Origin of the sequence: Ensifer sp. ENS08 (assembly GCF_014852195.1) — a bacterium.
In the GTDB taxonomy this organism is placed as follows: Bacteria; Pseudomonadota; Alphaproteobacteria; order Rhizobiales; family Rhizobiaceae; genus Ensifer; species Ensifer adhaerens.
Map to the genome: position 1 here is coordinate 85027 of NZ_JACVBF010000022.1, position 20898 is coordinate 105924.

At 59.0% G+C, this 20898-nt stretch carries 28 protein-coding genes; 16 read left to right on the forward strand and 12 right to left on the reverse strand.

Annotation, left to right across the window (positions count from 1 at the left end):
- Positions 1 to 318 precede the first annotated feature (318 nt).
- From IB272_RS31240 to IB272_RS31250, 8 genes are all read left to right on the forward strand, one after another.
- On the forward strand, positions 319 to 570 hold the full coding sequence (locus IB272_RS31240; protein WP_192358706.1) for a hypothetical protein: 252 nt from the start codon (positions 319 to 321) through the stop codon (positions 568 to 570).
- A gap of 291 nt (positions 571 to 861) precedes the next feature.
- Positions 862 to 984, forward strand: coding sequence for a hypothetical protein (locus IB272_RS35455; RefSeq protein ID WP_256386710.1), 123 nt, complete (start codon positions 862 to 864; stop codon positions 982 to 984).
- Between the two features lie 197 nt (positions 985 to 1181).
- The gene (locus IB272_RS35460; protein ID WP_256386711.1) at positions 1182 to 1307 is read left to right on the forward strand and encodes a hypothetical protein; all 126 of its coding nucleotides are present in this window, start codon (positions 1182 to 1184) and stop codon (positions 1305 to 1307) included.
- Between the two features lie 384 nt (positions 1308 to 1691).
- Positions 1692 to 1877, forward strand: coding sequence for a hypothetical protein (locus IB272_RS35190; protein ID WP_246810487.1), 186 nt, complete (start codon positions 1692 to 1694; stop codon positions 1875 to 1877).
- 67 nt (positions 1878 to 1944) lie between these two features.
- A complete protein-coding gene (locus tag IB272_RS35465; protein ID WP_255381441.1) occupies positions 1945 to 2076 on the forward strand; it encodes a hypothetical protein in 132 nt (43 codons plus the stop codon).
- A gap of 514 nt (positions 2077 to 2590) precedes the next feature.
- The gene (locus IB272_RS35470; RefSeq protein ID WP_255381443.1) at positions 2591 to 2716 is read left to right on the forward strand and encodes a hypothetical protein; all 126 of its coding nucleotides are present in this window, start codon (positions 2591 to 2593) and stop codon (positions 2714 to 2716) included.
- A gap of 398 nt (positions 2717 to 3114) precedes the next feature.
- On the forward strand, positions 3115 to 3300 hold the full coding sequence (locus IB272_RS31245; RefSeq protein WP_192358703.1) for a DUF3606 domain-containing protein: 186 nt from the start codon (positions 3115 to 3117) through the stop codon (positions 3298 to 3300).
- A 35-nt stretch (positions 3301 to 3335) separates the two neighbouring features.
- Positions 3336 to 3596, forward strand: coding sequence for an acyl carrier protein (locus IB272_RS31250; RefSeq protein WP_090300806.1), 261 nt, complete (start codon positions 3336 to 3338; stop codon positions 3594 to 3596).
- 603 nt (positions 3597 to 4199) lie between these two features.
- On the opposite strand, the gene IB272_RS31255 is transcribed toward IB272_RS31250, so the two are convergent.
- A complete protein-coding gene (locus IB272_RS31255; protein ID WP_192358699.1) occupies positions 4200 to 4484 on the reverse strand; it encodes a hypothetical protein in 285 nt (94 codons plus the stop codon).
- Between the two features lie 459 nt (positions 4485 to 4943).
- On the opposite strand from IB272_RS31255, the gene IB272_RS31260 reads away from it, so the two are divergent.
- The 5 genes from IB272_RS31260 to IB272_RS31280 all read left to right on the forward strand — a co-directional run bounded on the left by IB272_RS31260 (position 4944) and on the right by IB272_RS31280 (position 6670).
- The gene (locus IB272_RS31260) at positions 4944 to 5168 is read left to right on the forward strand and encodes a DUF982 domain-containing protein (protein ID WP_192445721.1); all 225 of its coding nucleotides are present in this window, start codon (positions 4944 to 4946) and stop codon (positions 5166 to 5168) included.
- Positions 5169 to 5254: 86 nt separating this feature from the next.
- Positions 5255 to 5437 (forward strand): hypothetical protein, encoded by a 183-nt coding sequence (locus tag IB272_RS31265; RefSeq protein WP_192358693.1) that lies wholly within the window; start codon positions 5255 to 5257, stop codon positions 5435 to 5437.
- A gap of 87 nt (positions 5438 to 5524) precedes the next feature.
- Positions 5525 to 5758, forward strand: a complete 234-nt coding sequence (locus tag IB272_RS31270) for a DUF982 domain-containing protein (RefSeq protein ID WP_034800350.1) — start codon at positions 5525 to 5527, stop codon at positions 5756 to 5758.
- Positions 5759 to 5902: 144 nt separating this feature from the next.
- Complete coding sequence (locus tag IB272_RS31275; protein WP_192358715.1) at positions 5903 to 6337, forward strand: hypothetical protein; 435 nt, start codon at positions 5903 to 5905, stop codon at positions 6335 to 6337.
- A gap of 48 nt (positions 6338 to 6385) precedes the next feature.
- Complete coding sequence (locus IB272_RS31280; protein WP_192358690.1) at positions 6386 to 6670, forward strand: hypothetical protein; 285 nt, start codon at positions 6386 to 6388, stop codon at positions 6668 to 6670.
- On the opposite strand, the gene IB272_RS31285 is transcribed toward IB272_RS31280, so the two are convergent.
- The 3 genes from IB272_RS31285 to IB272_RS31295 all read right to left on the reverse strand — a co-directional run bounded on the left by IB272_RS31285 (position 6616) and on the right by IB272_RS31295 (position 8418).
- Positions 6616 to 7506, reverse strand: coding sequence for a hypothetical protein (locus IB272_RS31285; protein WP_192358687.1), 891 nt, complete (start codon positions 7504 to 7506; stop codon positions 6616 to 6618). The two genes, IB272_RS31280 and IB272_RS31285, sit on opposite strands and share 55 nt — an antisense overlap.
- A 178-nt stretch (positions 7507 to 7684) precedes the next feature.
- A complete protein-coding gene (locus tag IB272_RS31290; RefSeq protein WP_192358684.1) occupies positions 7685 to 8095 on the reverse strand; it encodes a PAS domain-containing protein in 411 nt (136 codons plus the stop codon).
- Between the two features lie 8 nt (positions 8096 to 8103).
- Entirely contained in the window at positions 8104 to 8418 is a 315-nt protein-coding gene (locus IB272_RS31295) for a hypothetical protein (protein WP_143034301.1), read from the reverse strand.
- Between the two features lie 686 nt (positions 8419 to 9104).
- Here IB272_RS31295 and IB272_RS31300 point away from each other — a divergent pair.
- The 3 genes from IB272_RS31300 to IB272_RS31310 all read left to right on the forward strand — a co-directional run bounded on the left by IB272_RS31300 (position 9105) and on the right by IB272_RS31310 (position 11992).
- A complete protein-coding gene (locus tag IB272_RS31300) occupies positions 9105 to 9593 on the forward strand; it encodes a GNAT family N-acetyltransferase (RefSeq protein ID WP_034800331.1) in 489 nt (162 codons plus the stop codon).
- A 799-nt stretch (positions 9594 to 10392) separates the two neighbouring features.
- Entirely contained in the window at positions 10393 to 10959 is a 567-nt protein-coding gene (locus IB272_RS31305; RefSeq protein ID WP_192358713.1) for a TetR/AcrR family transcriptional regulator, read from the forward strand.
- A 55-nt stretch (positions 10960 to 11014) separates the two neighbouring features.
- A complete protein-coding gene (locus tag IB272_RS31310) occupies positions 11015 to 11992 on the forward strand; it encodes a quinone oxidoreductase (protein ID WP_192358681.1) in 978 nt (325 codons plus the stop codon).
- A 293-nt stretch (positions 11993 to 12285) separates the two neighbouring features.
- Here IB272_RS31310 and IB272_RS31315 read toward each other — a convergent pair whose 3' ends face one another.
- The 8 genes from IB272_RS31315 to IB272_RS31350 form a co-directional block, all read right to left on the reverse strand.
- On the reverse strand, positions 12286 to 12543 hold the full coding sequence (locus tag IB272_RS31315) for a hypothetical protein (protein WP_192445722.1): 258 nt from the start codon (positions 12541 to 12543) through the stop codon (positions 12286 to 12288).
- Between the two features lie 247 nt (positions 12544 to 12790).
- Positions 12791 to 14125, reverse strand: a complete 1335-nt coding sequence (locus tag IB272_RS31320; protein WP_060520201.1) for a sorbosone dehydrogenase family protein — start codon at positions 14123 to 14125, stop codon at positions 12791 to 12793.
- A gap of 48 nt (positions 14126 to 14173) precedes the next feature.
- Positions 14174 to 15241: a c-type cytochrome gene (locus tag IB272_RS31325; RefSeq protein ID WP_063891187.1), complete on the reverse strand. Its 1068-nt coding sequence runs from the start codon at positions 15239 to 15241 to the stop codon at positions 14174 to 14176.
- A complete protein-coding gene (locus IB272_RS31330) occupies positions 15241 to 15870 on the reverse strand; it encodes a cytochrome c oxidase assembly protein (protein ID WP_113189677.1) in 630 nt (209 codons plus the stop codon). Before IB272_RS31330 ends, IB272_RS31325 begins: the two co-directional genes overlap by 1 nt.
- Positions 15867 to 16247 carry a hypothetical protein gene (locus tag IB272_RS31335; RefSeq protein ID WP_034800322.1) on the reverse strand — a complete coding sequence of 127 codons (381 nt, stop codon included), beginning with the start codon at positions 16245 to 16247 and terminating at the stop codon, positions 15867 to 15869. Before IB272_RS31335 ends, IB272_RS31330 begins: the two co-directional genes overlap by 4 nt.
- Positions 16247 to 18760, reverse strand: coding sequence for a cytochrome c oxidase subunit I (ctaD, locus tag IB272_RS31340; protein WP_192445723.1), 2514 nt, complete (start codon positions 18758 to 18760; stop codon positions 16247 to 16249). Before ctaD ends, IB272_RS31335 begins: the two co-directional genes overlap by 1 nt.
- Positions 18757 to 19611: a c-type cytochrome gene (locus tag IB272_RS31345; protein WP_246810489.1), complete on the reverse strand. Its 855-nt coding sequence runs from the start codon at positions 19609 to 19611 to the stop codon at positions 18757 to 18759. The genes ctaD and IB272_RS31345 overlap by 4 nt, the downstream gene beginning before the upstream one ends.
- Positions 19612 to 19785: 174 nt before the next feature.
- Positions 19786 to 20262, reverse strand: coding sequence for a hypothetical protein (locus tag IB272_RS31350; protein WP_192445724.1), 477 nt, complete (start codon positions 20260 to 20262; stop codon positions 19786 to 19788).
- Between the last annotated feature and the right edge of the window lie 636 nt (positions 20263 to 20898).

The window sequence follows — 20898 nt, forward strand, 5'->3', positions numbered from 1 at the left end:
GCGCAGCCAAAACCGACCGCATAGACGCCGTACCTCGTTGAGGGAATCGGACGGCCAATAGACCGCGAAAGAAGGCGGCCACCCTCCCGCATAGGCGGCGGTCATTGCATGGTCGCGCATTCCAGGGGCACAACTTGCATTTGTTGCGCCGTTGAGTGAACGTTATACTTGGGGAAATTTCGAGGGGCAATTGTGAAACCCACGCTGACTGCTACATTGCTAATAGCCGGGGTCCTCTCGTTTTGAAGCGAGAACGCGATCGCCGCGAAGAACGGCATTTTCGTCTACGGTTGCACGTCCGACGGGAAACCGGCGCGCATGCGCGTGGTTGCCCCACTTAAGTACAAGGGCGCCGTAGAGGCAGGATTTCGCAATATGATACGGCAAAAAACGTCAGATTGGTTTCTTGCGCAGAAGAAGACCGTTGATCTGACAGAATTCGAGCAAGCCCTCGAAGTCATGATGCAATCAAGCGGCGGCAAGCTCCCAACGCAAAGCCCTTCCGCCGTTGCGAGATCTGTTGAGATTGGCAAGCGCGCAGCCTCACTGAAACTCTATTGCGGCGGTTAACATAGTGCTGGAAGCGACCACCGGCGTTCTTCGCGTGCTCGCCCGCCTACTTCTGCCCACATTCGAAGCCTGAAGTTGGTTGTGGACAAAGCCGGCGTCGCCTTCCTCGTGCTCATCTGCATTCTCCTTGCCCTGGTATTAAGGACCCTAATGTTCGACCCGGGGGTCGAGACGGCACAACCAGATCTGCCGGCGATGGTCCTCGCCAATTAGGGCCCTCCGCTTGGTCTGCGACGGAACAACGGGGCGTCCGGGGTGTTGCTGTAGATCGCAACGAACCGGGAGCGCCTCATGAAGATAGTCGTCATCGCAATTGTCGCCTCGATCATGAGCATACTTGTTTTCAAGTATGTCGACGGGACGTTCGGGACTTCCGAGGTGGTCGCGACTGCGGAGCAACTATCTGAAGACTAACAGGCGCCGTCCTCCCTAAAACATCGGCTGTCTTGCCTTTGTCGGCGAGTGCCTGCGCGAACTTCTCATGGCGCGCGTTTTTTAGGACTGGCATCGATCCCACCTCGGAGAGTGGGGATGGCATTCAAGATGACCGAATTCGCTTGCTATTCCCTCGCCGTTGGCGGCTAGCTCTTTCGTCAACAGGAGACGCGCAAATGGCCAAAGGTCAGGTACGAAGCAATAAGGAAGCCAGAAAGCCCAAGAAGGACAAGGACAAGGCTGCCGCGAAACCCGCTGCGCCGACGTTAGGATCTCAGGTGAAGGACACCAATAAGAAGTAACGCCGACGGTCGCGCGGGCTGCATTAATCTGGACATCAATCACGCCGCGATTCCAGGATCCGTGCTCAAATCGGGCCGTAGGCGATGATCCAACCTCCTGGCGAACTGGTTGACTTCAGCGGCGCCGAAACCTTGTGTGGCAGGATCACAACCCGTTTTCCAAATGGCCTCCCGGCGAAGACTGGCGCCGAATGGACCTCTGTTTGTGTCCGGTTGACCTAAAGCAGAGCTTGGAGAAAGCGGGGCTGAGCTACAAGCGAGGCGCCGATCCCATGGAATGGTTCATCATTCGGTAAACTGAAGGCCGCTGCGATTTCCCCCGTATCCCGATTTGGCTACCCGCGTCATCCACCTCTCCGGCTGTAGGCAAAGGAATTGGAAGTGTTGGCCTATGTTGATCAGATCATCATGCTTTGTGCCGGCCTCTGGATGACGGCAGCAGGGTTTGGCTACGTTCAGACCAAGACTCAGGTACCATGGCTCGCTCAACTCACGAGGCACTTTCGATGGATGGGGCCGCTGCTGATCGCTATCGCGATTGTTCTCTTGCTTGCCGCCCCTACCGCATAAACCGCGGTCCTTGGGTCGTCGCGCTTGTCTGCCTCCTTATGCCCACATTCGAGGGCTGAAGTGGGGCATGGATAAAGCCGGCGTCGCCTTCCTGGTGCTCATCTGCATTCTCGTTGCCCTGGTATTGAGCATCCTAATGTTCGAACCGGGGGTCGAGACGGCACCACCGGAGCCGCCGGCGATGGTCCCCACCAATTAGGGACCCCCCGATTGCTCTGCGACGGAATAATGGGGCGTCCGGGGTGTTGCTGTAGATCGTGACGAACCGGAAGTGCCTCATGAAGATAGTCGTCATCGCAATCGTCGCCTGGATCATGAGCATACTTTTTTCAAGTATGTCGACGGGACGTTCGGCACTCCGAGGTCGTCGCGACTGTGGAGCAACTAGCTGAAGACTAACAGGCGCCGCGCCACGTTGCCCAATCGGTTACCAGCGGCGGCCGGATTTCTGAAATATTAGCAGTGATAGACGCAGGCGTGAGGCGGTGAAGTCCTCGCTAAGATCCAGCGAGTGTTCCCTCTGATCGAGCCGCATATGCGTCATCTGCTGTCTTGCCTTTGGCGAGTGCCTGCGCGAACCTCTCGTATCGCGCGCTTTTCAGGACTGGTATTGATCCAACCTTGGAGAGTGGGAATGCATTCAAGATGACCGAATTCGGTTGCTATCTCCCGCCGTTAGCGGCTAGCTTTTTTCGTCAACAGGAGACGCGCCAATGGCCAAGGGTCAAGTACGAAGCAACAAGGAAGCCAGAAAGCCCAAAAAGGACAAGGACAAGGCTGCCGCGAAACCCGCTGCGCCGACGTTCGGATCTCAGGTGAAGGACACCAATAAGAAGTAACGCCAACGCCGACATTCGAGCGGGCTGCGTTAGCGGACACTGCGCCTTACGCACTGGTTCGTCGTCAAGGCCAAAAAAGTAGAACTGACGCGGCGATAAAGACGAGCGACAGTAACGCGAATCCAATTCGGTTTTCGCCGCTAGCCAGCCTCCATCGATTTGTTGCCGGATCCCTCAGCTGCCACCACCGCGTCGGCCTGTTGGTAGCTCGGTGGTTGATATCTTTCACGTAGAACATTTGCTTGGTTCGGCCACTAATACGCACCAGAACGATCCGGGAACAACTTATGTGGCAAAGCGGAACAACTAACCCCCACTAGATTATGGGATTTCAGTTTGTCGCGGAACATTCCTGCGGCTTCCACGGTTGTGAACAGTCACAACCCGGGAGGAACCCTATGGCAGACGACAAGAAGAACGTTGGTCGCGATCGCGGACGAGTTGCCGCCGGACAGGCTTACGAACTCAATTACTTCAAGCGGAAGCACGGCCTCACCGATGACCAGGCCCGCAAGATCATCAAAGAAGCAGGCAACTCGCGAGAGAAGGCGAACGCATTAGCCGAGAAACGAAATAAGGGCTAAAGTCGGCGTCGCGAACACAAAAACGGGAGCGACGTATGGCTACCACACGAGCCGGTATCTCCGCCCGCGTCAAGATGATTTTCATCGAAATACTTGGCGTCAAAGCCGCGGACCTTGCCGACACCGCTGCAATCGTGGACGATCTTGGAACTGACCCGCTGAAAATATCCCAGTTATCGATGTTGATCGAAGAGGAGTTTGGGATTTTCATCGCCGAGGAGTCGATGGAGCAACTCGTGACAGTTGGGGATGTTATCGATTTCGTTTGGGGATCCAAACGCTTGTATGGCCAATAAAAAAGCCGAGTAAAAAACCGACATTATACATTCGCCTCGACGGCCACTGCCAACTATAAATTTACTTATAGTTGGCACTTCCACCTGACATTGGGGCGGCAGGGACGAAACACGGTCCGCGTTCTTGGGTGACCTACGAGGCGAATTCGAGAGCCGCGAGAACGTCTTCGAACTGTCGCAATGTCCTCCTCTCGCCGGGGGTCCGTTAAGAGATAGAGGACAGCCTTCGCGAGCAATATGAAGTGCGACGGGCCGAGCATGACCTTTGACAGAATCCGCAGTTCGAGGCTCCGAAGCCGGACATAGTCGGTGGGCGTCAGCTAGGCGAGCGTGCGCAGCTGGTGGACGCGGACGGCGATGACGTGATCGGTTGGTGTCTTGGCCGAGCCGATGCTTATGCAGCAGAGGCTTGCGCCTCCGGTAGGACCTGCTTTGCGGCGCCAGGAGCCTATACCTGATTGATTGCCCAAAGATGCTTTGCGCCGAGACGCCACCGGCGCTCCTTGCAGCCGTTGGCGAACTCGTCGTGCGATTGGCATTCGGCGACGACGACGAAGCCCTGGGCGGCGAACTCGCCTCTTCTCCTGCGTGATGCGCAGGTCCTTAAGCCCGTAGCGGGACCTGCGCGGGCCACCGAGCGCAGCGTTTTGGCGGCCAGCCTTGATCATCTCCGAGGCGCATCCGCTCTTCGCGGAGGCTTCGGCATTCGAGGGCGGCCATAGCCGCCATTTCTGATGAGATCGGCAGGAAGGACCTGTTCTGCAGTTTGTATTCGCCACGCTTCAGGCCGACGAACACGGTGCGCCGACCGTGGATCAGCATGCCCGTGAGAGCGATCCGATATTCCTCGGTCGGATCTTGGGACTGGATCGATGCGGGGATCATCATGCCGGCGTCCATCAGTGAGGCGATGCATTTGCCGACCTCGTCGACGCCAAATGCCGTCGAGAGGCGGTGCGCTGCGCCTGGTACTTGTTCCCACGCTTCGGCATGGCGATGGCGGCCTGGTACTGTTTCGCGGACACGTGCTCGGTCATGCCGCCACCTCGCCGGGGCGCCCCGGCCCGAGCTCTTGGAACAAACACCGCTCGGTCGCGGTTGCACCACTAAAGAGGAGGCCTCCATGCCCAAGTCCCCAATCCCGACCATTCCAGATCCCGAATTTCCGCCGGACCTGCCGCCGGATGCTCCACCAGATCTGCCGGAGCCCCCGATCGAGGAGCCGGAGCCCGACGTCGGTCCCGACGTACCTCCTATTAGCCCTGTGCCCGGCGCAATTATTCCTCCGAAAATGTAGGCGCGACCGCAAGATAAGGAGAGGCCGGTGGAAATCCAGAGTTGGAGCAAATGCGTATCATCCAGCTTCCGGAGCTCGACGGGGTGCAAATCGTATGGACCCCGGGTCGAGCGGCTAAGCTCCTGAGCGAGAACTGGCCCATAGACTTTGGCGTCGCGTACTCGGACGCGCTTTACAAATGCACCGACGCGGCGATGGGCACGTATCCATGGGAGCAAGCTCGCGCCGCGCTCATTGAAGCGATCGCCGAGGCAAAGGTCACAAGGCTGCGCTGAATCCATTCGTCTTATGCTGCCGCACCTCCCGGTTCGCGGAACAAAACTTATGCGGCTCCATTAGGCCTGCAAGAAGGGAGACCGATATGACCGACGACCCCAAAGAGCCGAGAAAGCCCGTGGAGGTCCCGCCCGGCGAGACACCCGATCCCATGCCAGACAATCCGGATCGCCCCATTGAGGAGCCCGGACCGGACGACGTCCCGGAAGAGGCGCCAGACGTCACCCCTGTGCCAGGTGAGAAAATACCGGCTAAGATGAGCGGTTAAGCTTGCTAAGCTTCCCGGTCGGATCTCTCCGTTGGAACAGAATTCCCTAATATACGTTTCGGAAAGGCCAACCCTACGGAGGCCGCGATGATAAACATCTGGGATGCGAATGTTGAAGTGACGTTTGATAATCATTTTCACGTCATCAGGAATGCCCGAGAGGCGGTCGCATTCCTTATGAAGTCCTGGCCAGAGACGAAGAGCGCGAGTTACGCAGCGGCCCGGAAAGCTTGCCTGGATGCTGCCGAGGGAACGATTCCTGGCGCGGAAGCCAGGGCCGCCTTTGAAGCTGCTGCGAAAGAAGCCGGCATTCTCCGATAACGTTGGTATCGCCCGGCCCGAGGTAGGCTGCCGCCGCGCGCTCTTCAAGGGCAGCGAGAGACCGATGGCACCATCACGAAGACGGGTGATCACTGCGAGTTTATAGTCTCGCACGCCGTTGTCGGCGCTGTTGATGGATTTTTGATGCGGAAGATCTGGGCTTCGAGATCTCTTCGCGGAGGTCGCGGCTTTCTCAGCCGCGTTGGCTTCCTTCATCTCCGAGTAGCGAACGACGTCGGTTTCGTTGTTCCACCAAGCTTTGAGAGGGCATTCCGTCCATTGCTTCTGGGTTCGCCCTTGGCGGCCTGCATCCGGCCGATCGACGGCTTTTCCATCGTCGATTTCAAAGAGGTGTCAAGCGAACTGAGGAATTGCAGCATAAGCAGTCCAAGAATTCGTCCGCACCTCCAGGGGATCAGTTTTTCATTTCGCCCGACAAGAGGCGACCGTCACCCGGTACGTGGCGAGATGGACAAGCGGGAATTCCAACAGAGCAAGGTGGCGATGCTCGACTTCTTCGACGACCTGATCGGGGTTGAGCGCGGCAACGCGCACCGAAACGCAGGTAGCGCCGAATGATGGCCGAGAATTCCGATCTCCCGTATTACCCACACTTGGAACCCATGGATGAGCTGCACCAAGGTCAGTCCGGCATGCGACGGCTGCTACGCCGAAGCGCTGATGGACAACGGTTACACAAGGTACAATGGGGCAACCGCGCGCGTCAGCGCACCGGCGCCCATACTTGGAATGACTCGCTGCGCACGAAAACCGCAACACACCGACGAGCAGGAAAGCCGGGCTCCAAGTCAGCGGAACTCCGGCGTTGGAGCCGATGCACCACGATCAGCACAGCCTTACGTCGTGCGAACTTTTCCGACTTCGTTTCCGTGTCCCTGCTCTTCGCGGTAGGCTTGTTCCAGGCGGTCAATCTTCGTTGATCGCAGGCGGCCGCTGGAACGGAGGAAGGCCAGCATCGCCTCCATGTCATCGCTGCCACCGGGACGCTCGCCGTAGGGCACAGGGCGTCGAGACAGCTTCTGCGCCCAGTAACGGATCTCGCGCTCGGCCGGCGGGTAACACATGCCGAGGCGGTAAAGCCGAGTGTCTGTTCGAACCCATCGTGGGGGCACCATATCGTCCATTTGGACGATGGGAGACGTGTGCCCATGCTCCCCGTCGCGGGTCACAGGATCGCTGAAGAACCAGCCGTATAGCCACGGGCGCCGGCCGCCTTCGCTGTCCTCCTCGATAAGCCACCCTTCAATGATCGGAGCAGAATCGAACTCCGTAACGGTCGGCCGAGCTGCTATGAACGGATCCACGTCAGGGAAATAGGGATCGGGAGCATTGAGAGGGTCTTCGAATGGTACGCCCTTGCCGAGTTCGCCGTCAGCGTGCTCGCTGCAGACGACCTTACGGAGGTCGCCGAAGGTGTGCAGACGCCCACGGCGTCCGCAGACCTCGCAGATGTGAAAGGATCGCGCGGCGGCTAGGCGGCAGGCATCGTCGATCGCGCGGCGAGCATCAGGTGCGATCTGTGCGATGGCATGATGCATGTGCAGAACGCCCTTCTTCTCCATCACCTCGAGCACCGTGAACGAGCCTCCTACAGCCATCACTTTGTCGGCCTCGGTGAAGAATGCGTGCAGGATGCCCAGCCAACCTTCGCCGCACGCAATCGCCAAAGGACGACGGTCCAATCCGAGATGCGGATACCGGTCGTTCGGGCGGATGATCAGTCTCACTGTTTGGCTCTCTCGTTTCTTCCGCTTAGAGCAGGAATTCCGCCGACCAGTTGTTGCGCCAGGTTGTACAGCGTCAGGAGCCTTAGATCGGAGCTCGAGGTCCACCGGTCAACCGGCAACGATCCGGCGAAGGTCCGGCCAGGCCCACCAACATCGCCGGGAAAATCCCGCTCCGGCGCTAATGCCGCCGGTTGTCGTTGGTCGATGTTGCGCTTTCCAGGACAACGATGCCGGAATAGAGGACCGGTGTTCCATCGCGATCCTGGAAACACCGACCAAAAGCAACGACCGAGACATACAAGCCAGCCCGCGTCCTGACGCGGTAGAACGACTGCTGAGCTCGTCCGCTCACGATCTTTTCCGTAATTGTCTTTGCCAACCCTGGTCGATCCTCCGGATGGACCCGGTCGAGATAAAGTTTCAGCGGCAGTCCCTGTCTCGTCTCGCTCGCGGCGAGACCGAAGAGCGCAGCCAGGGCCGAATCTCCATAGACAAGGTCGCGAACGATATCCCAGGTGAAGATCCCGGAGTCCGTCGCATCCGCATCTGTGAGTTCGACAATAATCGTGCGCTCTCCGTCCTCCTTCATTGCTCCGCCTAACCCCCTGCCATCAATTGCCGTTGGCCACTCGTCGCAAACCCAATTCCCTTCGGGTGCCCACGCGGGGTGTGCCGATCGAACAGCTGGCGCAAGCCATCATGAAGCCGTTTGTTGAAGCCGCCATCACAGTCCTCGAGCAGATCGAGATAGAATGTCGCGATCGTACCGAATTCGGCTGCGTCGCGCGGCACGCGTCGTTCGATCGATTGAAACAACTGCTTAATCGTCTCTTCGAGTGAGCGGAAGCGCTCAATATCATACCCGTAAACCGTCTCATCCAGTTGGCACTGGGCCGTTTTAAATTGGATCACGAGGTCTGCGACGCTCGTAGCGGTGTTCGTGTCAGATCGTTGAATTCTCATTAGCACGCACTAACAGACACGACTACCCGCACCGCTACCCGCCACGTCAGATTCTTTCGCGCGCGCAGCATTTCTTGTAACGAACGGCGCGCGAGCGTGGCCGATAAGCAGCATTGTTTCGCAATCCAACTCCAGGTGAGGCCCCGCTTGGACCGGCACTCAGATCCAAATGGCCGGTTGTGCGTCAAGGTAACGGCTTCCGCCCGGGCTCAAACTCAGCGTCGGAGCTGCAGGATATAGCGAGCAAGCTTTCGGCTCTCGCGCAACAAATCAAATCAATCGCGGCTACCCCGCTCGGCGACGCTATCGATCTCGACGAAAGCAGCGAGCGGTCGCGGAAAGCGGCAATAGAATAACTTGGAAACATTGCTGCTATTGCGGATTGACCGGACGCTGTCCCCGCAAACTCTCTACGCTAAACCGCCCAATTCCCGAAGTCCGAAGGCAAGCGGCGCGGCGTGTCTGCGACCGCGCCGTTAAATTTGGCGAACAGAGCCTGGCGGCAAAGATAGAGCGCCTTTTGTTTGCCTCCGAGCCGTTGAGCCACGACGAAGTTCATTTACGATGCAAGGTTCTTCGGCCGGGCATATCGAAGGTGATGGCCGGATAACACCAACGACGGATCATGCCGTAAAATGCTATCAACCATCACGATTAAAGCCGCCCGCGATGAAGATGTGCCTGTACTCGGAAAGTACGGGGCTGACCTGATGGCGCTTCATCATCAATGGGACCCCGAGCGCTTCATCCCGACGGGAACCGGCACGGAGGCATCTTATGCCAGATGGTTGGGAAGTCAGCTTGAAAAGTCCGAGGTCGTGGTCCTCGCCGCTGAGCAAGATGAAATGATCGTCGGTTACGCCTATGCATCTGTTGAGGGCCATGACTACATGGCGCTCCGAGGACCGGCGGGCGTCATTCACGATCTTTTCGTCGAGCCCGAAAAGCGCAGCCAAGGCATCGGCCGGATGCTGCTCGAGGCAGCTGTTGCAGCGCTTAAAGAGCGAGGAGCAAACCTTATCGTGCTTTCCACGGCGCACAGAAACGAAGCTGCTCAACGGCTCTTTGCCGCAGCGGGCTTTCGCCCGACGATGGTCGAGATGACACTCGACGTGAAAGCTTAATTTCTCGGCATCCAGGGCGCCGACACCTCACCTGGCCAGCCACCAGCGACCGGACATGTCGGCGATGCGCGAACATCTGGGCTCGAACTTTTCCGGAGTGTTGAAGCCGACAAGCCGAACGCTCGTACCATGCTGATGCGAACCCTGTCGCCGTCGGTGACCGTGAAGGATTGAACTTTAGTCGCCAGAAGACGTTGCCGGCTGATTGGAGCTGGGTCCGCTCGTCGGCAGCCTTTCGGTCGACATCTGGCCGACCGCGACCGGTATCACCATCAGCAGCAACCAAGGATTTCGAAGTCTCTCTGGCTGAAGCGTCGCCGGCGGGCACTACGCCAAAGATGGCGCGCGGCAGTCAACGCTCTCTGGTTTGCGGCAATCGGGTTGATGAACGAATTCGGCGCCGAGCCGCGCGAAGGGACCATAACGGTCGATCTTCTGGCGCATGTCCGTGAGGGCTGGCGCTGCCAGGCGGCAGGCTGCCCTTCACGCAAGATCTGGTCGATGCGACGGCGATAAGAGGTGACCTAGACCTCGCTCAGAAAATTTGCCCCCCAAGCCAAAGGATCATAGCCAAAGGCGGGGCAAAGGCGAGGTATCTTGGCCGCGGCATTCCGCCGATCGCCAACGAGAAAGGCCCGCCCCTCACCTACTAGGGGCCTCGCCGTCGAGCGATATCGATGACGTTGTCCCGCGACGCGCTCGACTCCTCGAAATCAAGATCGCCTGTGCGTTGCCGCATAGACTACAGATCACAATGTCATTTCTTGACAGATCGTTCCAGAATAGCTATTTCACGGCGATGGCGCGAAAAAAGGAATTCGACAAAGACAAGGCGGTGGGTGCCGCAATCGACGTGTTTCGCGAACACGGCTTCGAGGGCACATCGACTGAGATGCTGGTGCGCGCGATGAAGATCGGACGACAAAGCCTCTACGACACTTTTGGAGACAAATGGGCGCTCTACCGATTAGCAGTGGAACGTTATGCATTCGAAGAAACTGAAGCCCACGTGACGATGTTGCGCAGCCAGCGACGGGCCGTCGACGGGATCGCAGCAATGATAGAACGAGTGGTGGAGCGCGCCCATTGCGCCTGCCTCGGCGTCAATTCGATTTGTGAATTTGGCCAGAGCCGGTCGGAACTTAACGCGCTCCATCATGCTGCCGACAATCGCTTGAGGAAAGCGGCAGTGGAATGCATCAAGCAAGCCCAAACCGAAAACGATGTCGAAAAATCGCTGTCGGCAGAGGCTGTTGCCTCTTTCCTCATTACCAGCATCGCTGGCATTCGTATCGCGGCCCGTGGAGGTAGCCCTCGCTCGGAATTGGAATCCCTCGGAGAACTGGCAATCCGTGCAATCCGGTAGCACCCCAAAAAAATTTGCACAATTCTGGAACAATCAGTCAAGAAAGGAACTGACTATGAAAGCTGTGGTCATGAACGGCGTGGGCGATAGCGACGTTATGGAATTCGTTGAGCGCCCAGAGCCTGTGGCAACGCCCGGACACGTTATCGTTGAGGTCCGCGTGGCAGGTGTGAATTTCATGGATATCGGCGTTCGGCAGGGCATGGCGTGGACGGAAACCCCGAACCCGAAAGTGCTTGGCGTCGAGGGCGCCGGCCGCGTGCTCAGTGTTGGCGACGGCGTTACGGATATTGCCGTGGGCGATCACGTCGCCTGGGTCTATGCCCCCGGAAGCTACTCCGAGCGCCTGTCGATCCCGGCAACGTCGCTCGTCAAGGTCCCCGACTTCATTGATGACCGAACGGCCGCATCAATCATGATGCAGGGCCTGACCGCCAGCCACTTTGCCACCGATTTCTATGCCGTCCAACCTGGGGACATCGCGCTCGTTCATGCTGCAGCGGGCGGCGTAGGACTGCTCCTGACGCAGATCATAAAGCTCCGAGGCGGGCGCGTCATCGGGCGCGTGTCATCGAAAGACAAGGTCGCCATCGCGCAAAATGCCGGCGCCGAGCACGTGATCGTCGATACAGAAGGAGAGTTTGTCAACGAGGTGCTCCGCTTCACCGGTGGTCGGGGAGTGGACGTGGTCTATGATGGCTCCGGTCCCAAGACATTCAAAGCGTCCCTCGAAGTACTGCGGCGGTCAGGAACGCTCTGTTGGTATGGCCCGGTGCTGGGTGGGCCGGGCCCGCTCGACATCATGAGCCTGCCGAAAAGCGTCAAGATCGGCTATGGCGTCTTCTTCGACCATATCCACTCACCCGAACTCTTTCGCGAGCGCGCCGGCCGGCTTTTCGATTGGATCGCGGACGGGTCGTTGAAGGTCACTGCAGGGGGAAGCTACCCTCTCAAGGATGCTGCGCAGGCACATAAGGACATGGCCAGCCGCAAGACAACTGGCAAGCTGCTCCTGATTCCAGGAGGGTCGTGAACAACCCACGTTTGGATGAGCAGTCGACAGCCCCGACAACCATTCTTCTGTGTCGCTTGTTTGTAAATTGGCCGCGATATCCTGAGAGTTACATCCAACAGGTCGCGACGGGAACCAGGCGGCTGCGAGCATCGCTCCTCGGGCGGGGTCGCCAGGTTAGGTACCGCCGCCGCGCACAGCTCACATCTTTGACACACCAGTGAACGAGCAATATCTATGATCTCCCCGGAGATGCTGCGAAAACTCCATCCTGTCCCTTAGCGATCGGGAGAGATTCTCACTGAAGATAATGCTCAATGCAATGAAACTTGGCGCGTCGGCTGGCTCACGGGACGCATGGGCGGAGCGTTGCGCGATATAAGTCGCGCAACCAACCGTCCAGATGCCGTGACCACATCTATTATGGCATCGTAATATTCCTCATCCTTGGTCAGCTCATCTACGACCCGTTGACCGTAAGCGACGGCAGCCCCATCCGATGAATACTTTCGACCGACTTCGTCGCGGCTAACGACGCCTGCTGTATGGATATTAAATAGATAGCGGCGCATGAGATCCCACTCCGTACGTGATGCCGCTGCGCTGATGAAACAAAGCGCGCTGCCAGCGACAATTCGAGGCTTGACATGAGCGCGCAACTTATCGGGCCCTGACCGCCTTGTCGCGTGACAGGAGCGTGACGGTGACATTTTACGGCTATCGGGCCATGGTGCACTGGAAAAGCGGTGACCACCGTGCAACGCCGCATTCCTCCAGCCCAGGGGCAAGGTCAGCCGAACGCTGCGGTGATCCCGACACTCAATTGGCGTGGGGTGCTACGCGCCACACCTTGTTTCCGACATCATCGGCGACCAGCAACGCGCCGTCGCGAGCAATCGCAACGCCCACCGGCCGACCCAAAGCCTTACCTTCGGCGCTTAGGAAACCCGTGAGGATATCGCGCGGCGGGCCGGACGGCCGGCCGGCGGCAAAAGGCACGAAAATGACCTTGTAGCCGCTGCGCGGGATGCGGTTCCATGAGCCGTGTTGACCGACAAAGGCACCGCTTTTCATCTCGGGCCCGAACAGATCGCCGGTGTTGAAAGTCAGGCCGAGTGACGCCGTGTGAGGCCCGAGCGCGTAGTCAGGCTTGATAGCGACGGCCACAAGCTCCTGGTTCTGGGGTTCGACGCGATCATCAACATGTTGGCCATACCAGCTATAGGGCCAGCCGTAGAAGGCACCATCTTGTACGGACGTCATATAGTCGGGCACGAGGTCAGGGCCGATCTCATCGCGCTCATTGACGACGACCCAGAGCTGGCCTGAATCAGGCTGCCAGGACAACCCATTGGGGTTGCGAAGACCGGATGCGAACAGCCGCGTCTGTCGGCTGGCGAGGTCGATCTCGTGGACCGCGGCTCGTCCTTTCTCCTCATCCATGCCATTCTCGGCTACGTTGGAATTGGAGCCCACGGTGGCATAGAGCTTTGTTCCGTCGCGGCTGGCGATGACATCCTTTGTCCAGTGATGGTTGCGACCTGAAGGCAGGTCGACGATCTTGTCAGGCGCCCCGGTGATTTGCGTTGCGCCTTCCTGATAGGGAAAGGCGACGATGGCGTCGGCATTGGCGACATAGAGTGTGCTGTCGAGCAATGACATTCCAAAGGGGGAGTAGAGCCCAGTGATGAACGGTGTCTTGGTTTCCGCCACGCCGTCACCATCTGAATCACGCAGAAGCGATATGCGGTTGGCGCTCTTCGTCTCGGCACCGGCTCTAGCCTGGAAGAGGCCCATGAAGAAGGCCCGGATCGAAAAGCCCGCGTCGGGCTTCGGCGGCGCATTGCTTTCGGCCACCAGAACATCGCCATTGGGCAGCACATGAAGCCAGCGTGGATGCTCCAGATCGCCGGCGTATTCCTTGACTTCAAGCCCTTGCGCCGCGACGGGCATTTGCCCATTGGGCCAGGGCGTGGCCTCGGCGACGTTCACGGAAGGCAACCACTCCGCTTTCGGTTCAACGAGAACCGGATCCGGTCCATAGGTCTGCTCGATCGGCACCGTGGCTTCATGCCGGGACAGCGCAACTAAGCCCCCACCCGCGGCAACCACAAGCGCAGCGACAACAAGAACGGTGATCAGCAGCTTTTTCATGACCGGCTCCTCAATGACCGAGCCAAACGATTTCGGCACGAAGGTGTTTCAATCCTCAGGAGGCAAACTCGAAAAATATGCCGAAACATTCTCGATATCTGCGTCAGACAGGTATTCTGCCGCACTCTCCATCAAATGGCTGAACGGAGTTCCCGATCGCGAGCCTTCGCGAAAGAGCTTCAGTTGTGCCGCGAGAAATGCCTCGGGCTGACCGTCAAGCCTTGGGTAGGACGGGTTACGTTGCGAATTTTGGTGGCAGCCCAAGCATGCCGGAACTTTTTGGGCGGGACGGCCGTGCTGCGCAATCTGCTCGCCCTGCCCCACCCGATCGTCTTTTAGTGGTTGCACCACCGCATTGCGCTTCAAAGCTGCGAAATGGCTGGCAAGAGCGCGAAGATGCCCCGGATCCACCGACTGCACGGGAAGTTGCATCATGCCGCTTGGTCTACGTCCCTCGAGATAGGCGTTGAGGCTTTCGAGCAGATAGGCCTCCTTCTGTCCTGCAAGAACAGGCGTGAGCGGGCTAAAGCCCATCCCATCGGTCCCATGGCAGCGGGTACATTCTGCCAATGCATCTTCGAATCGGAACGCATGCATGGGTGGCTGTGGCCTCTCGCGATAGGCGAGCAAACGATAGGTGGCCGCATCCATAGCCGGAAGCTTTCGCAGGAACGCAACCATGCTCCAGATTTCGTCGTCGCGCGCCTGGGTCGGCCACGCCGGCATGCCGGTGAAGCGAACCCCGTGCTTCACGATGCGAAACAGTTCTGCGTCCTCCCATTGCTCGACTACAGCGGAAAGATCCGGCGGTCGCGGCAACATCGCAAGTGCTGCTGGGGACCGCGGTTCGCCCGGCGCACCGTGGCAGGTAGCACAGCCACGGGCAAAGTGACCGGCTGCCGGTGGGATGCCGTTATCAGGTAGCCTCTCCGGGGCATCAACGGCGAGCGCATAGGTGCGAACGGCCGAACGCATGGCAAAATGCAAAAACCACTCGGTTATCCTCCAATGGCCGGAAGACGCACCGACGTTGAAGAAGCCGATCCAGGTGGCAAAAAGGACGACGATCGGCAGGATGGCGAGCCCGACGGCCAGGTGCTTCCATCGAACATGCATCAGGCGACCCTCCGGTTTGGCTCTGCAAGCAGACCGGAAAGCAAGGCGACCCCACCTGCGAGATAGGCTGCGGCGCCAACCATCAGCATGACAACGGCGCCGAGTTGCTGATCCTGAGCCGCCGTCAAGGTCGTGCCGAAACAGGTGACATCGCCAAATTGATAGAGCGTGCGTGGGCTGAGCGCTAAGAGGGCGCCGAGGAGCGTCATATGAACGCTCGTCAGCAGCAAACCGAAGGCGCCTGCCGCATTGCTTGAAGACCTGTTCGTGCTCCCGGCCGCAAGACACGTGGACCATAGGAACAACCCGGCGGCTAGAAAGCAGGCCTGCTCAAGGGCGGTGCCCCAAAGCGAACTCTCCGCCAACCGACGTGCAGCCGGTGCATGCCAACCCCAGACCACCAGGAGTTCGACGAGCGAGGCGACGATCGGCAACCCGGTGAGCACGGGCCGGCGACAGCTGGCGAGACGGGGAGCAACACCTATAGCGATCAGAGGTGCTGCGACTGCTACGACCCCCATGTGCGCGAGCATGTGGGCGGTAACCGAGCCGCGCCACGCACTCAACAGCGGGCCAAGCCAGATAACGGCCAAAAGGAGGCAACCATTCGCAAGCCAGAGCACCCTCATCGCAAGCACTCCGAAACAAAGATCGTCGGCAGTGCCGTCATCAGGACGGCGACGAAACTCAAGCCGGCAAGCAGCAAGGTTGCAAATCCCTGAAACAGAAGGCGATCGTGGCGCGTCGGATCGTCATGCGGAGGATCGTGCGCGCCGAAGCCCCACTGGCGCCACGCAAGGAACGCCGAAAGCCCAATGGCTGCGAGCGCTAAAACCGTGATGACGGCGATGCCTAGGCGCAAGGATTTGAACTCCATCGCGAACAACGCTGGTTTGGCACAGAAAATCGCCGCGCTGGCGTAGCATATCAGGAAGTGCCCGGCCCAGATGGCCGGCCCCGTGAACAGCGTCCAGAACGTTTCGATTTCCCTTGGCAGCAGACGCATTAAAGTGCCTCCGGGAAAAGACCGATCACGAAGAAGGTGATGAGCGCCGTAATTGCCAGGAAATGCCAGTAGAGGGCCACGTTGCGCAGGTCCATGTCGTGGGTTTTCGTAAGGCGCCCGGCAAGGCTTCGCGCGAGACAATAAGCAAGCATGACAGCGCCGACACAAGCGTGAACGACTGTCCAGCAAACCAGCACCCAGACGATGGCCGGGTAAACATGGGCGGTCGGGTTCATGGCGTGCAACCAGGGGCCCGCGATGCCAGCCGCGGATGCGACGACCGTCAGGGCGAGCGCCACGATCAAAGCGGCACGCGCGAACGCCGTACGCGCGAGGGCGTTGAAATGTCTTGCAGCTAAGGTGGCGAGCCACGCAAAGACAAAGAGCGCTGCCGAAACCAGTGGCCACATCATTCCGGGACCAGCTCCCGCCGTGAAGTCTTCGTGTATCGTCCAATAGAAAAAATAGCCGAAGATCAGGCTCGCAAAGGCGGTACTGTCGCCCACCATCGTGATGAACATGGCCCACCAGCCGACTGAAGACGGACCGGATGCGTAAAGCGGCAAGGCGAGCCCAACGCCGACGTCCTTCTGCGGCTTCTCGGGAATTTCCCCGGTCCCCGTCCAGAGCCAATAGAGGATCGCACAGAAACAGGTGAAGGCGGCGATTGCCCCTGCGATCCACCACTTAAACGTCAAGGCGATGAACACGGCACCGAGCGAGAAAGCCGAGAGGATGGTGACCTTTGAGGTGCCGCCAACGCGCAAGACCTGTTCCGGCCGTGCATCGAGCACGGAGGTGACCAGACCTTCGCGACGCCCTTCCTTGGCGTCGGGAAGATACCATCGCCCCTCGCTGATCTCGCGGGCAAGCGTCGGTTGATCCCAAAGTGGATAGCGGCTCGAAACGAAGGGAACGGAGCGCACACCCCAGTTTTCCTCAGGCTCGCTGACCCATTCAAGCGTTCCGGCATTCCACGGGTTTTGTTCGGCGCGAGGCTCCCGGTGCTTAGGGCGCAGGACATCCCACACCACGATCAAAACGCCGAAGGCAAACACGATGGCGCCGACAGACGACACAAGGTTCAAGAGGTTCCACCCAAGGTCGGCCGGATAGGTAAAAACCCGACGCGGCATGCCGAAAAGGCCGGTCAGATGCATTGGAAAGAAGGTGACGTTGAAACCGACAAACATCAGCCAGAAGGCAATGTGTCCGAGCGTATTGGACAGACGTTTTGCATCGATGAGGGGGTAATAGTAGTAGATCCCCGCAACGACCGGCAACAGCATCCCTCCAATCAGGACATAGTGGAGGTGGGCAACCACGAAGTAAGTGTCGTGCGCTTGCCAGTCGAAGGGCGCAATTGCCACCATGACGCCGGTTAGCCCGCCGATGACGAAAATGGCGATGCCGCCTGCCCCGAACAGCATTGGAGTAGAAAGGATGACGCGGCCAGCAAGCATGGTGGCAATGAAGACGAAGACTTGAACCGCCGTTGGGATCGCCACTGCCTCGGAAGCGGCCGAAAAGAAGGCAAGCGATATCTGGGGCAGTCCTGTCGCGAACATGTGGTGTACCCACAAGCCGAATGACAGGAAGCCCGTGCCGACCGCGGCAAGCACGATCCAGGAGTAACCCACGATCGGACGCCCCGAAAAGGTTGGAACGATCATCGCCATCAAGGCAATCGCCGGCAGGAAGATGATGTAGACCTCCGGATGGCCGAAAATCCAGAAAAGGTGCTGCCACAGCAGCGGATCGCCGCCGCGTGCCGGATCGAAGAAGGGCCAGTCGAACATGCGCTGCATTTCAAAGAGGATATCGCCGGCAATCAGCGGCGGAAATGCAAAGAGGATCATGCCGGCGACAATCAGCAGATACCAGGCGAAGAGCGGCATCAGATTGATGCGCATGCCGGGCGCGCGACATTTCATGATCCCGACGATGAGCTCCACCGCCGCTGCAATCGAAGCCACCTCGATGAAAGAGAGGCCTAGCAGCCAGATGTCGGCGCCAATGCCGGAAAGTTTTTCGTCGGTTGCCAACGGCGGATACATAAACCAACCGGAGGAAGGCGCTGCATCAAAGAAAATCGAGCCGCACACAAAGATGCCACCGAGAAAAAAACTCCAGAACCCGAACGCGCCCAGTCGCGGAAACGGCAACTCTCGAGCCCCGATCATCGGCGGCAACAGAAAAATCGCCACTGCCTCGAAGATTGGCACGGCAAACAGGAACATCATGACGGTCCCGTGCAGCGTGAATAGCTGATTGTAGAAGTCCGCCGAAACCAGATCATTGTCGGGCATGGCCAATTGCGCCCGCATAATCAATGCCAGCGCGCCGGCAAAGAGCAGAAAGATGAAGGCGGTGGACGCATACCACAGCCCAACCTGCGTGTTGTTGACGCTCGTCCAGTAGCGCCAGCCGTGCGGATTCTCCCATACTTTGCGCAGCCGCTCGCTCTGCGCTGCGCGCTCCTCTTCACTCGCGCGGGCGCCCGGCTCGGTCATCTCAGTCCTTTCAGCCAGGCGGCGATTGCACGGATATCTTGCGGCGCCAGCATGGAGAAAGCGGGCATGGCTGCACCAGGCTTGATCGCACCCGGGTTCGCGATGAAGCCAGCAATGTTGTCCTCGGTGTTGGCGACGATCCCGGCTCCCAGCATCTGCCGAGACCCTAGGTGAGAAAGATCGGGTCCAGCCGCGCCTGCGGCCTCCGTGCCCGCAACGCGATGACAGGAGCCGCAGCCATGGCGCAAGAAGAGTGCGCGCCCCTCTCCCGCGACGTTTATCGAGGCTTTCGCCTGGCTGGCAAGCCATGCGTCGAACGCGTCGGGTTCCATGGTCACTGCGGTGAGCGCCATGAATGCGTGAGACGTCCCGCAAAATTCGGCGCACGCGCCGCGAAATACCCCCGTTCTTTGCGCCATCAGCGAAAGGCGGTTTTCGCGACCCGGGATCATATCCATCTTGCCCCCGAGAGAGGGTATCCAGAAGGAATGGATCACGTCATCGCTCTTCAGTAGAAATTCTATTCGCCGACCGACCGGCAAGCGGATCTCGTTTGCCGCTGCGATTGTGAGGCCGCGATGGACATAGACCACTTGCCACCAATATTGCCTGCCGGTGACTTCGACCCGAAAATCCGTAGCATCGCGAAAAGTCGGCGAAGGTCTAAGCGTCGGCATTAACCAGAATGCATATGTCAAAAGGGCAAAGAGCGTCACAGTTGGGAACACGCCGCCGCCCCACAGGACGAGCCGGCTTGCGGCAGGCTCTGCGAAAACTCGTCTTTGACTGCGCACGGCAAAGCAGACGAAGGCGACCACCGCGAACCAGATCGCGGCTGCGCCGATGGACATGACGACAAACAGAGTCAACGTCGCCTCTGCTTCCGAACCCGCGGGGCTCAACGCGGATTGAGTGCCCTGGCAGCCAGGCAGAGCAACCGCGATTAAGGGCAGCCTTTGGAGCAATCTTCGTCTTTGAGATCGGAGGCGTGGCGTTTTACTGTCCTTTCCAGAAGAGTTGATCGCTTAACCCGAGCCTCCCCGCAAAGTTCCAGAAAGCGTTCCCGCGCCGATGGATGCAATCTGCGATTGTGCGCTCGGCACAAGAGCGGACAAATTCGTGCGCGTTATCGAATTTGCCCATCGCATGACGGCGTTCCGCCCGATTGAGCGAGGCGCGCCGCATTGCCGCAGGAACCGAAGAACGGCTGCCGCCACTCCCAAAAGCAGAGGAAGAAATCGGCTCGCTGCCAGTCCCGCAATCGCTGCCATGCCAAGAAAGGCAAGGGGCTGCTTCCGCCCATAGTTTTCTGCAATCGACGCGATTTCACCGAGATCCCGGTCTTCGCATTCGCGGGCCAGCCGTCCGATCGAATTTCCAAGGTCCTGGGTGTAGCGGCCAAGCCCCGGTTGATCGGAATCGCGAAGTTCAGATCCCACCTTCTCCATGGCGCCAGCAAGACCACGCAATTGGCGCGCCAATGCCCCCTTTTCGTCATCCACGACTTTGGCTGCCGCCGCTTTTGCCTGGCCCGAAAGATCGTCACTCGCGACGTTCTGGTCGACGCGGGGCCGACCTGCATCGCTCTCGCCCCCCCAGAATAAGGGCCGCCTTCTTGTGAGGGCGAAATAGGTTGCTGTTGTTGTTGTCTACGGTTCTCCGGGTTTTCGATCATCACAAACCTCCTGGTTCTCTGACGCGGGCCCTTCGTTGCGATCCAACCAGCGGATCGCTATCTTGTTCCCTGCCTCATACGGCACTCGGCTTGGCGTTTGTTCGATCCGAAGGCGCTGCCCAATGAAGACGCTGGGCGACTGCGATCGATCTCGTGGAACAACCCCGCCCTGCGCAGGGACTCCCTCAGCCCCTGCACAGCACCGCAGCGTCCGCCAACGGACGCTGCGGTGCTGCGAGCTTAGGGCTCTACTGTCCGATCATGTTGAGGAAGATGCCGTTCCTCTTGCTTTGCTCAAGAAGGGCCTCAACCCCCTCGATGAGGGCCTAGCTCGAAAACGGCTTGGAGAGAATTGGGGCAGTTTGGGCGCTCCCGAACTTCAAGATAAGAAACGCTATCGATTTCTCCTTGCAGGCGTCTGCTACCCGAAGCCCGCTATCCCCTGAAGGTTCTTGTCCAGCAT